The organism is Streptomyces sp. NPDC102274 (genome assembly GCF_044766385.1).
Taxonomy (GTDB): domain Bacteria; phylum Actinomycetota; class Actinomycetes; order Streptomycetales; family Streptomycetaceae; genus Streptomyces.
Genome location: NZ_JBIWLW010000002.1, coordinates 38306 through 51347, shown reverse-complemented (window position 1 = coordinate 51347; position 13042 = coordinate 38306). Strand labels below are relative to the sequence as shown.

The following is a 13042-nucleotide window of genomic DNA, read 5'->3' as shown; positions in this document are numbered from 1 at the left end:
TGATGCAGGTAGCACGCCGCCGCATCCAGACGGTCAAGGACGACTCCGTCTATCTCGGCAACAGACGCATCGGCCGCCGGATGCCGCTCATGACGGCTGGGGTCACCGTCCTGGCCGTCGCGGCCGCCGGCACCGCTTTCGCCGAGACCGACTCCTTCGGGACGGTGCAGGTCGGCCAGACCACTGCCAACGGGCAGCTGATCTCCAGCGACCAGTACCTCGCCCCCTACGGCAAGCGCCTGGTCGTCAACGACGGCAAGATCATGTCGTCCACCATCAGCCCGGACGGCAAGCACATGGCCGCCACCGTCACCGACGGTGGGATGGCGCTGAACATCATCGACCTGAAGAACTACAAGGTTCAGCAGATCATCGGCAGCGGCGCCGGGGCCGACCTGAAGATCAGCGGTGGTGACGTGGGCCAGGAAGGCCCGGCCTACTCGCCCGACGGCAAGCAGTTGTGGGTGGGCCGGGCCGACGGCTACACCAAGTTCACGGTGAACCCGGACGGCAGTGTGTCCAACCCGACCACCGTCTCCATCCCGGCACAGGGCTCCAAGCGCTCTTTGGCGGCCGCGCTGGTGTTCTCCGCCGACGGCTCCACGGTCTACTCCGCGGTCAACGGGCAGAACCGGGTGGTCGCCATCAACGCGGCGACTGGCGCCATCGAGCAGAGCTGGAACACGGGCAACGCCCCACGCGGCATGGTCCAGGTCGGCAACAAGCTCTACATCAGCAACGAGGGCGGGCGTCCGGCGGGTCCCGGTGAGGACACGATCAACTCCTACGGCACGCAGGTGCCGGCCAGCCCGGTGACGGGTGCTACCACCACCGGCACGGTCAGCGTCATCGACCTGGCCAACCCGTCCGCCGCGGCCAAGAGCATCAGTGTGGGTCTGCACCCGACCGCGATGTACGCCAAGAAGAAGACGGTGTTCGTCACCAACACCGCCGACAACAGCATCTCGGTCATCGACACGGCGAAGGACAAGGTCGTCCAGACCATCTCCACCCAGCCGTGGGCCGAGGCGTCAGTCGGGTACGAGCCCAACGCGGTGACGCTCACCAGCGACAATCACCTGCTGGTGACGCTCGGCCGTGCCAACGCGGTCGCCGTCTACAAGTACAAGTCCGCGCAGGAGCCGGTCAGCTACGTGGGTCTGCTGCCGACTGACTACTTCCCCGCGGAGATCGCGACCGTCGGCAAGGAGATCGTCGTCTCCAACACGCGCGGTATCGACGCCCGCCGTCCCACCACCGCCGCCGGACATGGCACCCACGACACCACCTCCAGCCTGACGCACTTCACGCTGCCGGACGACAAGACCATCAAGTCCCAGACGAGCAAGGTCTTCAAGCAGAACGGCTGGACCAACAACTCCGTCCAGCTGGCCAACGGCAAGAGCAACGCCAAGCCTGTACCGGTGCCGGTGAAGATCGGTGACCCTTCGACGATCAAGCACGTGTTCATGATCGTCAAGGAGAACCGGACCTACGACCAGGTCTTCGGCGACATCCCCCAGGGCGACGGCGACGCGTCGCTGGCCCAGTTCGGCGAGAACGTCACCCCGAACCAGCACGCGCTGACCAAGCAGTTCGGCCTGTACGACAACACCTACGACGTCGGCACGAACTCCGCCGAGGGCCACAACTGGCTGATGCAGGCCGACAACCCCGAGTACACCGAGTCCTCGGCCGGTGAGTACCTGCGCAGCTACGACACCGAGGACGACGCGCTGGGCCACCAGAAGTCCGGCTTCATCTGGACCGGCGCGCAGGCCGCCGGCAAGTCGGTGCGCAACTTCGGCGAGTTCCACCAGTTCCTGTCCAAGCCGGCCGACGCGAGCTGGCAGAACCTGTACTGCGACGCCAAGGACATGAACGCGTCCGGCAAGCAGTCCGCCTACACGCTCACCTCGTCCTCGCCGATACCGTCGCTCAACGACGTGTCGGTGCCCGCCTTCCCGAAGTTCGACACCAGCGTCCCGGACGTCTACCGGTCCGAGATCTGGAAGCAGGACTTCAAAAAGAACGGGCCGGCGAACCTGAACATGTTCTGGCTCTCCAGCGACCACACCGGCGGCCCGGTCAGCCCGGCCGCCCAGGTCGCGGACAACGACCTCGCGGTCGGCCGGATCGTCGACGAGATCTCGCACAGCAAGTACTGGAAGGACTCGGCGATCTTCGTTGTCGAGGACGACTCCCAGGCCGGCCAGGACCACGTCGACGGCCACCGCGCCCCGGTCCAGATCATCAGCCCCTACGCCCAGCACGGCGTCGTCGACAGCCACTACTACTCTCAGATCACCATGATCCGGACCATCGAGCAGATCCTCGGGATCCGCCCGATGAACCAGAAGGACAGCGCGGCCACCCCGATGGCCTCGGCGTTCACCAAGAAGCCCGACTTCACCCCGTTCACCGCGCTGCCCAACCGCACCTCGCTGACCGACGGCTCGAAGACCGCGCCTTCGTGCGGCGTGGACACCCCGGCCCCGCAGGACCCCCAGGCCGCGGCCGTGCCGGCGACGAAGGTCCCGGCGAGCATGACGGCGCTCGCGAACGAGTGGAACGACTGGAAGTCGCACCAGCGGCTGACCGGGCCCAATGCCGTGCCCGACTACGCGCCCCCCGCGCAGATGGACCACCTCACCTGGTACGAGACGCACAACTGGTCCAAGCCCTACCCGGGCGAGAACAAGATCCACACGCCCAACGACGTTCCCGGCGCCTACATCCCCTCGTCGGACACCGACTGACATCGGCTGAACTCCCGCCAGTTGTAAGGGCCCCTGGGCGGCGTCACCGCCGGCCGGGGGCCCTTCCCCTTCCGCTGATCGAGCGGGCTCACGTTACGTTCGGCACGTACGGGACCCACGGGGCAGCTCAGGGCGAAGACGGATCGGCATGGGCCGGCATGGGCCGGCGTCCGGGGGGAACCGTGCGATCAGTGCGGCGGCGCAGGACCGGGCGTACAACCAAATGAGGCTCCCGATGGTCACCTCCTAGCCCAGCTGATCATGATTGGAAGGAAGCCTCTCTCTGTGAGACCCCACAACCGGTTGAGCGCCGTCAGCGCGGTGGGCGTCGTCTGCGTCGTCGCGGGCACGCTGCTCAGCGCTGCGGCCACCCCGGCCATCGCTGATGTGACATGTGCCCTTCCGGCCTGGAAGGCGCAGTTCTACGCCAACACCACCTTCAGTGGCACTCCCAAGTCGACTGCCTGTGACAGTGCCATCAGCGAGAACTACGGGACCGGTGACCCGGCGGGCGTCACCTTGCCCCGGGACAACTTCGCCGTGCGCTGGAGCGTCGCCCGCGACTTCGGCTCGGGCGGTCCGTTCACGTTCTCCGCCGCATCCCAGGACGGCATTCGCGTCTACCTCGACGGCGTCCGCAAGATCGACCTGTGGCGGAACGTCTCCAGCACCCAGAGCAAGAACGTGGACCTCACTGTCCCGGCCGGCACGCACACCCTGCGCGTCGACTTCGTCGCCTGGACCGGGTCCGCGAACGTCACGTTCTCCTACGCCCCCCGGAGCACCGCCGCGGTCGACAAGGTCCGGCCGCTCGCCCCCACCACGGTGACGGGCAGGCTCGACAACGCCACCGCCAAATCGGTGGTGTCCTGGGTGCGCAACAAGGAGATGGACCTCGCCGGCTACAACGTGTACCGGCGGGAGTCGGGCAACACCACGTGGGCCTACATCGGCGCGACCACCGGCACCTCGCTCGCCCACCTGCCCGCGATCACCGGCCGCACCTACTACTACGAGGTCCGGGCGTACGACAAGGCCGGCAACGTTTCCGCAGGCAGCACGGACGTGCCGGTCACCACTATCGCCGTGGCCCCGCCGGCCGGACTGGCCGCGCAGGGCCTGGACACCGGCAACAAGCTGACCTGGAAGGCGGTGCCGGGAGCGGTGAAGTACTCCGTCGAGTGGCGCGCCACCGACGGCAGTATCCGCTTCCTCGGCGCGACGACCACCACCGGTTACACCGATACGGCGGCCCCCCGGTCCGAGAGGCGGACGTACCTGGTGCGGTCCCTCGACGGGGCCGGCCGGTACTCGGGCTACGCCGGTGTGGAGGTCTCGCGCCCCGTCGCGGCGCCGCACGAGGTCACCGCCCGTGCCGACGCCAATCGGGCAGCGCTGACCTGGAAGGTCAACTCGGCGACGGGCGGGAGCTACTTCGGCTTCCACGTCTACCGCTCCACGTCCCTGCCGGTGGTCACCACCGGCGAGCCGGTGCGGTGCGATGTGCGGTTGACCACTCTCGCCGACGGCCAGAGGCAATACAGCTGCACCGACACCACCACAGCCGCCAAGACCACGTACCACTACGTGGTGAAGGGTCACGACAACGGCGGCCGCGAGTCGGTCGCCTCCGGCACCGCGTCCGTCACCACGCTCGTCCCCGTCCGGGACCTCACCCCGCCGGCCGCCGTCAGCGGGGTCACCGCCGAGGCGACCGAGTACGGCATCGCGCTGGACTGGAAGGCGAATACCGAGTCCGACCTCGCGCGGTACGTGGTCTACGTCGGGAAGGCACTGCGCGGCGACGACGGCGAAACCACGTGCAGCGGCGCGGAGTTCGTCTACCTCAACAAGTCCACCACGCATTACCTGTACCCGGCGAAGCCCGACGGCGGCGAGCACTGCTTCTGGATCGACGCCGTCGACACCAGCGACAACTCGAACTACCGGATGACCAAGACGGCCGACGCCAGGATCGTCACCGCGCAGGACCTGACGCCGACGGTCCCCACTCCCCCGGGTTCACCCCTTTACCTGAACGCCGTGAAGGGGGCGCAGGGCGCGGTGGAGCTGTCCTGGAACACGGTCGAGGGCGCGACGGGCTACCGCGTGTACCGCTGGGACCGGGCCGCGGGCCGGTACACGCCGCTGACCGGCGCCGACCCGCACGCGTTCACGTGGTACACGGACACAACCGCGGCCTCCGGCACGACCCACTACTACTGGGTGACGGCCGTCCTCGCCGACGGCACGGAAACCGCCCCCGGCGCGGACTGGGTCCCGATGCCGCCGACGGCGGGCTGACGGTTCGATGCCTTACGGACGGGGCGGGTGCCGACACGGATACTCGCCCCGCCGACTTCTGCCCGAGTACTGACGGTTGCAGTTCGGCCGGCATCAAAGACGCGCTGGACTGGGATTGCCGTACCACCGGGCTTACGGCATCCGCTGAAACAATCCGGGCGTTGCCCGGTTCTCAGGTGATGGTGACGACACGCGCCCAGGGCGGCGGGGTGTCCGGGACGTAGCCGGGGTTCTCTTCTTCCGCGGCACGGACGGGACGAGGGAAGAGACCGACGACGGTCCGGCAGGGCGGCTGCCCGGTGGGCCACGGTGTCTGGCCGTCCGTCAGGGCGACGATCACGTCCGGGCGGGGCCTGGAGCGGAGCGCCCGGACGAAGCCGGAGCGCAGATCCGTTCCTCCACCGCCGATCAGTTCGATGTTCTCGGCGCGGCAGAGCGGGACGGCGACCCCGGCGGCCGCGTCGCAGGAGATCACCGAGACCAGGTCACGCCGCCCGCCCACCGCCCGTGAGATCGCCGCCACCTCCAGCAGCGCGCTGCCCAGCTCGGCGTCGCTCACCGATCCGGAGGTGTCGATCACGACGCAGACGCGGGGCGGCGTACGGCGCAGGCTCGGCAGCAGCACTCCCGGGACGCTGGCCGAGCGACGGGACGGACGCCGGTAGCTGTGGTTCTCGCCCGCCCCAGGCGTACTTGCGGCGGAGCGGATCGCCGCCCCCAGCAATCGCCGCCACGGCTGGGGTGGATGGAACGCCTCGTCGGCCCATCGGCGCCATCCCTCCGGAGCTTCGCCCGGCCGCCCCCTGATCCCCTCGGCGACCCGGAAGCGGACCGCGTCCCGCTGCTGCCTGCTCAGCCCGTGTGCCCCGTCGGGCCCCAGCTCCCACGGTCGGCCCTGCCCGTCGGCGCCACTGCCGCAGTCCAGCCACGCCAAGTCCCCGGTGAGCCCTGACATCGACGCCCTTCGCAGGTACTCCTCCATCAGCAGTCCCTCGGGCAGCCGCAGCAGAGACGGCAGCACCGCCCCGGCGGGCAGGGGCAGACCGTCACCGTAGATGTCGTCGTTGATCTCGAAGTCGGCGGCGATGTTCCGCCGGAGCCGCGCGCCGGGCCCGTACTCCTCGTGTTCCCGCGCATACCGCTCGCCCCGCCCGTGGTGGTCCCGGAGCAGATGGGAGACCTCGTGCACCCAGACGCCCGCGAGCTCCTCCACCGGGATGCGCGCGACGAAGCCGGGGGAGACGTAACAGCGCCAGTGCGCGTCCACCGCCATCGTCGGCACCGACCGGTCCTCCACCACGTGCAGCGCGAAGAGCGCGCTTGCCAGGTAGGGACGGACCTTCACCGCGTGCAGCCGGGCGGCCAGCAGTTTCTCCATGTCCAGCGGTAGACCGGGCGGGCCGTACGGAGTGCCGGAGCCTGCCGGTGGCTTCGGCACGGTGGCCCGCACCGGGCGCGGCGGCGCGGGCCGGGCCATCGGGCGCGGCAGCGGGTGCCTCGCGCCCCGCGTCATCGGCGTACCCCCGTCGCGCGCCGGGCGTCGGCCGCCGCCGCGACCCGCCCCACCGACCGGTCCGCCCGTCGGGCGAGTCCGATCACCCCGACCAGCCGCTCCACCGCCGCCGGCACCTCCCAGTCGTCGCGCCGCAGCGAGGCCAGCGTCTTCGCGGGGGCGACCAGCAGGTCCGGGGCGCCGGTCTCCAGCGCCCGGACCAGCACCGCCCAGCCCGCCTCCCACCGCGCCCGCTCGGGCCGCGACCCGACGGCGGCCACCACCGCCTCCAGCGCGGCCTGACGCAGATCGCCCCGTACCGGCAGCTCGGCGGAGGCTGGATCGGCGAGCAGCGACTCCGGGTCCGGCAGGTCCATCCGGTCCAGATGGGCGAGGAGTTCGAGCCCCGGCCCGTCCCCCACTGTGCCCCGCACCAGCAGTGCCAGCACCTCCCGGGAGACGGAGGCCGCCGTGCCGAAGGCCAGCAGGGCCAACGCGGCCTCCCAGCTCCGGGGCGAGGGCCAGGCACCGCCGCGCCGTGTCTCCGTGCTGGGCAGCCGGTGGATCAGCGTCGGCCGGGCTTCCAGGAATCCGCAGACCGCGCGGCGGGCGAAGGCCACTGCCTCCGGCAACCGCTCCGGCACCAGCCGGGGCAGCTCCGCCCGGGGCCAGACCCCGCCCAGTCCGCGCACCACCACGTCCCGGTCGTGCACCCAGTACAGGTGCACGAACCGGTTGGCCAGCGGCGGGCTCAGCTCCCACCCGTCCGCCGCCGACGCGCTCGGATTGGCCGCGGCCACGATCCGTACCTCCGGCGGCAGTTGCAGCGCACCGACCCTCCGCTCCAGGACGACCCGGAGCAGCGCGGCCTGGACGGCCGGTGTGGCGGTGGAGAGTTCGTCCAGGAAGAGCAGTCCCCGCCCGGCCCGCACCAGTTCCACGGCCCACTGCGGCGGCGCCATCGGCACCCCCTGCACCGCCGGGTCGTCGCCGACGATGGGCAGCCCGGAGAAGTCGGTCGGCTCGTGGACGCTGGCGATCACGGTCGTCAGCGGCAGGTTGAGGGAAGTGGCGAGCTGTGTCAGGGCCGCGGTCTTGCCGATGCCCGGCTCGCCCCAGAGCAGCACGGGCAGGTCGGCCGCGACGGCCAGGGTGAGGGCTTCGAGTTGCTCGTCGGGGCGCGGCTCGGTGGTGGTCGTGCGCAGGAGGGCCAGGAGGTCGTCGGCGACGGCGAGTTGGGTGCCGGTTCCGGGTGCGCCGGCGGGGGTGGGTGCGGGAGCGCCGAGGGCCGGGAGCGGGGCGGGCAGGAGGGTACTGGAGGTCATGGGCATCACCTTGGGTGGGATGGAGGAACGGGACGCGGCCCGTCCCTGATGTCGTGGGCGTACGGCTGTCGTGGGCGTACGGCTGTCGTGGGCGTACGGCTGTCGTGGGCGTACGGCTGTCGTGGGCGTACCGCGCAATACGCAGCGCGAGCACGGGACTCAGGTGGGACAGCCGGTCAACTGGTCAGCTGGTACTCAAGTTCAGGCCGGTACGGGGCCGGGCCCGGCTGCTCTGCTTGAGGCGCACAGCGGGCGGCGTACGGCGGTCGAGCCGGGGGCGGTGGCCCGCCTCCGCGGGCCTCAGGTCCGAGTCCTTTCCGCCCGCTGCCCCACCCGCACCGGGGTGCACGGCGACCAACCCCGAGCGGAAGAGTCCGTGGTCGACGCGGCGGGCCGCAGCCGACTCCAGTTCCTTCCGCAGCGGCCCGTCGCGCAGGACCGCACCGGGACCGAGCAGCCCCTCGACCACGGCCAGCGCCCCGGCGACGTCGCCATGGCCCAGCCGCTCGCGTACCGCGGGCAGTGCCTCCGGATCACGGTGGACCTCGTCGATGGCCCGCAGGCAGGCCGGCGCGGGCCCGCCGAGGGCCACCAGCATTTCCTCCCGGCGCAGTTGTGCCGGATCGTGATCGATCGCTGACAGTGTCCCGTCCCGCAGCGCTATCCGATGGACCTCACCCCGGCACTCCACCCGGTGCGGATCACCTGGCTGGAGGGCGGGGCCGGTCGCCGGACCCGAGCCGGACGACGCCGCTGAGCCGAACGCCGCCAATGCTGTGGCGACGAGCGGGTGCAGGCGATCGGTCGCGACCAGCCCGGCGCGCAGCAGCTCCAGATCCGGCAGGACCCGGGCCGCCGCCTCCGGCAGTACCGGAAGCGCCGCGACCTCCTGCCGCGGCAGCGTCTCCCGCAGCGGCCGGAACGTCGGGGCGTGGCTGTCGTCGGGGGCGATGAGTTCGAGCACGGCGCGGCTCCGCGTACCGAGCCGCACGGTGAAGGCCCCGCGAGCGCGAGCCTCGGCCCGCAACAGCAACTCCGCCTCGGCGGCCCAACGTGCCAACGCCCACGAGTCATCGTGGACGGCGGGCCGATCCGGCCGGTCCGGCACGTCCGGCCGGTCCGGCCGGTCCGGCCGGTCGGATGCGTGGGGCCGGGCGAATGCGTAGGGCCGGTCGGACGGCACCATGGACGGCGCCTCGCCCGCACCGCACCGCCACGCCAGTTCGCCGCTCCGCTCGGAGTCCCAGAGATGCCGGTGCAGGTCGAGCCGGAAACGCCGGTCGGGACGCGGGTGCGGATGCGGGTGCGGGCGCGGATGCGGAAGGTGCCCTGGGGCGGCGTTCCCGGACTCCTCCCACAGAGCCAGAGATATCCGCTGTCCAGCGTCCGCCCAGGCCGGCGGTGTCCGCACCACCAGATGCAGCGGCGTGGCTCCGGAACTCCCGTAACGGGCCAGGGAGATGGTGAGGCCGGCGCGGAGCCGCCCGTCGGGGGCGATCCGGGGCATGTGCCAGCGGAGCAGATCCGGAGCCAGGCGGCGCAGATCCGCACGAAGACGGGTGACGAGATCGGTGCCGTGGCGGTCACACGCGGCGCGCAGATCGAGATCGATGTCGACCCGGGCGGCGGCGCACGCCCCGGCCCAGTCACCCACCGCACGCCGTGCGGTCGCGGTCTCGATCATGGACGGTGGCACGGCGTACTCACGCACGCGCTGCCACATCAACAGGTGGGTCGGAATCGCATTCGCGAAGTGATGTGCCATCAGCAATCACCTTGCGCGAATGATTCCCCCGATCTGTACGAGGAGTAGTTCTTCATCCCCGGCATCATAAGCACCGCGTTGAGGATCTGTCAGTCCCCCTCGACCGCCCATCGCCCTTCCTCGACACATGCCGCAACGCCCGGAGTCGCGCGGCGACCACCGCCCTCGCCGCCCGTTACGGACCGTGTGGACCGGCATGGCCTGCCGCACCGTCGCGGGCAGGGCTTCGGCGCCTCTCATAATGGGGTGCGTTCCGACCAGCGCTGATGGACACTCCCAGCCATGCCAAGTGTTGAAGTCTCGCCCGAGATGTCCATCGAGTACGAGACCTTCGGTGACCCCTCCGACACGCCTGTCCTGCTGGTGATGGGCTTCGGCGCTCAGATGATCGCCTGGCATGACGACTTCTGCTCTGCGCTGGCGCAGCGTGGCCGCCACGTGATCCGGTACGACAACCGTGACTGCGGGCTGTCCACGAAATTCGACGATCATCCCGTCGACATGGGCCAGTTCATCACCGCTGTGAGTTCGGGAGATATTCCCTCCGCCCTGGGGATGCTTGCGTACACCCTTCGGGACATGGCCGACGACGGCCTCGGTCTGCTCACGGCGCTCCGCATCGAACGAGCACATGTGGTCGGAACCTCGATGGGCGGCATGATCGCTCAGATTATGGCAGTCACCCAGCCCGAGCGGGTGCTGTCCTTGACGTCGATGATGTCCTCGACCGGCGAAACCGAATACGGTCAGCCCAGCCCCGAGGCCCAGGCGGTGATCTCCAGCCCGAAGCCATCGGACCGCGAGGGGTACATCGCGGCGGCGGAAAGGGAGCTGGTGTGGGTCTCCAAGCGTTACGGCGACCCCGCAGCCGTTCGCGAACTGGCCGCCAACAGCTACGATCGCGCGTACTACCCGGCCGGTGTCGCACGCCAGCTCGCGGCAATGATCCTCGCCGGCTCACGCGCTGACGCTCTCCGGCAGCTCCGGGTCCCGACCCTGGTGGTCCATGGCCTCGACGACACGCTCATCGATCCCAGCGGTGGGCGACGTACCGCAGAGCTGGTGCGAGGCTCGAAACTCATGTTGATTCCCCACATGGGCCACGACCGCCCCCGCGAGCTCTGGCCGGAGATCATCAACGCCTTGGAATCGCACAGCGGCTGAGTGCTGGGGCGTGTCCTGAGGCTTGACCAAGCACGAACTGCGCATCAGAGGCCCGCGTGGCGGCGTGGGCCTCATCAAGGTGCTGGGACTCGACACCTAGGGCCCTTCGTCCAAACGAAGGGTTCTAGACCTTGTCGAGCCAGATCACGATCCCGGTCAGGTCGTTGAGCACGGCCGCGACGCCGGCCCTGATGGCGGCCGCGCAGCGCTCGGTGGTGAACGAGTCGGGGTCGTACGTCGAGGACGCGCCGAGCCCTTCGCCGCGGAACGACGCCCCGGACCAGTCGACCGCCGTGACGTTGCCGGTGGGCTCGGCCAGCTCCGCCCCCACGACGAGGAACGGCTGTGACAGGTGGTTGGGGGTGACCATCGCGAGGGGGTCGACGAGGTCGTTGCCCGCGCTGACGATGAGGTCGGGGCGCATCTCCATGGCTTTGCTGATGCTGGATATGAAGTCGTGAGGGGTATCGGCGACCACCGTTCTGAGGTCGACGTGCTCCTCCTCGGCCCAGCCCTCGACCGCCGTCACGAGGGCCTTGGTCGGACGGTCGTCACCCGTGGTGAGCAGTACCACGCGGTAGTCCTTGGACGGGTGGACCCCGGTCCAGGAGCCGGGCCGCGGCGTTGCGGTCGACTCCGGAACGAGGGAGGCGGAGGGGTCGACGAACCCCCGGCCGAGAGTGCCGATGGCGGTGGGCTCAGGATGCGGCCGTGACCAGTCGTCGCCGGAGCTGCATCCGGTGACCAGCGCGGCGGCCGCGGCCAGCGTGGCGACGGCCCGAAGCGGGGAGCGCAAGGCGATCTTCCTCCGAGTGGTGGTGGATAGTGCGCCTACATCCTCCTATCCCGGGTTCTGACTCCTTCATTCGCGGGTGTCGTCTTCGCGCTTGTTTTTCCGCTCTTCGCCGATTGGCCGGGATGCGTTCACCCGTGACATGCACCGTGCACTGGCAACCTGAAGGAGCCAGCCACATGTCACGACACCTCCGCCGCGCCCTCGTCGGGGTCACCGCCGCGGTGATCGCTCTCCTGAGCGTCGGTCCGTCGGCGCAGGCCCACGGATTCACCTCGACCGTATACGCCGACGTCTCCTCGGGCGACGGAGGTCATATACGGACGAAACTGGGGCTTGAGTACGACCTCTTCGTCGTATCCGCCGCCGACTCCGAGGACGACGATCCTCTCTTCCGGACCGGAAACGCCGCGTTCGAGGACGGGGACACCGACGCACAGGCCGCGGCGCTCAACGCCCACGCGAAGTCGGCCGTCTCGTATGTCACCAAGCGCTTCTCGGTCACCTCGGACGGCGCGGCCTGCGCGCCGACCCGGGTCGGCGACTTGACGATGGGCCGGCGGGAGGGCGTGCCGTACGCCGATCTGCTGCTCGACTGGTCCTGTCCCGAGGGGGGCGACAACCGCGAAGTGCGCAGCGCTCTGTTCCCCGACGCCGAGACCTACGTCACCGGCACCAAGACGATCGTCACCTACGAGATCGACGGCCGCACCGGCAGCGCCGCACTCGACGCCGGTCATCCGTCCTTCTCGATGGGGCAGTCGTGGTACGAGCGGTTCTGGGAGTTCTTCCGCCTGGGTGCCGAGCATCTGCTGAGCGGCATCGACCACATCCTGTTCCTGCTGGCGCTCATCGCCGGGTCACGGCGTCTGCGCGAGATCGTGCTCGCGGCCACCAGTTTCACCCTGGCGCACTCGGTGACGTTCATGCTCGCCGCCCTTGGTCTGGTCGACGTGCCGTCGAGGGTCGTGGAGCCCGTCATCGCGCTGTCGATCGCCGTGGTGGCCGGCTGGTACCTCTGGCAGATCCGGCGGCGCGGTGGCCACGCCGCCGACCTCGAACTCGACGGGACGGCGGGGCGCGGTCACTTCAGCCTGGACCGGGCGGGCTGGATGCGGCTCGTGGTCGTGTTCTGCTTCGGCCTCGTGCACGGCCTGGGCTTCGCGGGCGCGCTGGGAATCGACGAGGCGTTCTCGTGGACCCTGCTGTGGTCTCTCCTGGTGTTCAACGTCGGTATCGAGGCGGTGCAGTTGGCGATCATCGCCCTGGTCTTCCCGCTGCTGACCGTGGTGCGGCGCCGGGCGCCGGCAGCCGGTCTCTGGGCGACCGGCGTGATCTCCGCGGGTGTGTGCGCCATGGGGCTGGTGTGGTTCACGCAACGGCTGTTCGGGTTGTGAGACCGGCGCACGCCTTCGAGGAAGTCCAGAAGTTCAGCCTGCG

At 70.0% G+C, this 13042-nt stretch carries 8 protein-coding genes; 4 read left to right on the top strand and 4 right to left on the bottom strand.

From position 1 onward, the window contains the following. Window positions 1-2 precede the first annotated feature (2 nt). Both ACIRQP_RS02580 and ACIRQP_RS02575 read left to right on the top strand, forming a co-directional pair. Entirely contained in the window at window positions 3-2759 is a 2757-nt protein-coding gene (locus tag ACIRQP_RS02580; protein WP_403882256.1) for an alkaline phosphatase family protein, read from the top strand. 285 nt (window positions 2760-3044) lie between these two features. Beyond that, complete coding sequence (locus tag ACIRQP_RS02575) at window positions 3045-5063, top strand: PA14 domain-containing protein (RefSeq protein ID WP_403882253.1); 2019 nt, start codon at window positions 3045-3047, stop codon at window positions 5061-5063. A gap of 172 nt (window positions 5064-5235) precedes the next feature. On the opposite strand, the gene ACIRQP_RS02570 is transcribed toward ACIRQP_RS02575, so the two are convergent. The 3 genes from ACIRQP_RS02570 to ACIRQP_RS02560 form a co-directional block, all read right to left on the bottom strand. Beyond that, window positions 5236-6441, bottom strand: a complete 1206-nt coding sequence (locus ACIRQP_RS02570; RefSeq protein ID WP_403883262.1) for a VWA-like domain-containing protein — start codon at window positions 6439-6441, stop codon at window positions 5236-5238. Window positions 6442-6572: 131 nt separating this feature from the next. After that, on the bottom strand, window positions 6573-7880 hold the full coding sequence (locus ACIRQP_RS02565) for an AAA family ATPase (protein ID WP_403882250.1): 1308 nt from the start codon (window positions 7878-7880) through the stop codon (window positions 6573-6575). 184 nt (window positions 7881-8064) lie between these two features. Further along, window positions 8065-9645 (bottom strand): hypothetical protein, encoded by a 1581-nt coding sequence (locus tag ACIRQP_RS02560; protein ID WP_403882248.1) that lies wholly within the window; start codon window positions 9643-9645, stop codon window positions 8065-8067. A 282-nt stretch (window positions 9646-9927) separates the two neighbouring features. Between ACIRQP_RS02560 and ACIRQP_RS02555 the strand changes: the two genes are divergently transcribed. Beyond that, window positions 9928-10809, top strand: coding sequence for an alpha/beta fold hydrolase (locus ACIRQP_RS02555; RefSeq protein ID WP_403882245.1), 882 nt, complete (start codon window positions 9928-9930; stop codon window positions 10807-10809). A 124-nt stretch (window positions 10810-10933) separates the two neighbouring features. Here ACIRQP_RS02555 and ACIRQP_RS02550 read toward each other — a convergent pair whose 3' ends face one another. Then, window positions 10934-11605: a hypothetical protein gene (locus ACIRQP_RS02550; RefSeq protein ID WP_403882243.1), complete on the bottom strand. Its 672-nt coding sequence runs from the start codon at window positions 11603-11605 to the stop codon at window positions 10934-10936. Between the two features lie 176 nt (window positions 11606-11781). Here ACIRQP_RS02550 and ACIRQP_RS02545 point away from each other — a divergent pair, with 176 nt between their 5' ends. Continuing rightward, window positions 11782-12999, top strand: a complete 1218-nt coding sequence (locus ACIRQP_RS02545) for a HupE/UreJ family protein (RefSeq protein ID WP_403882240.1) — start codon at window positions 11782-11784, stop codon at window positions 12997-12999. Window positions 13000-13042: the final 43 nt, after the last annotated feature.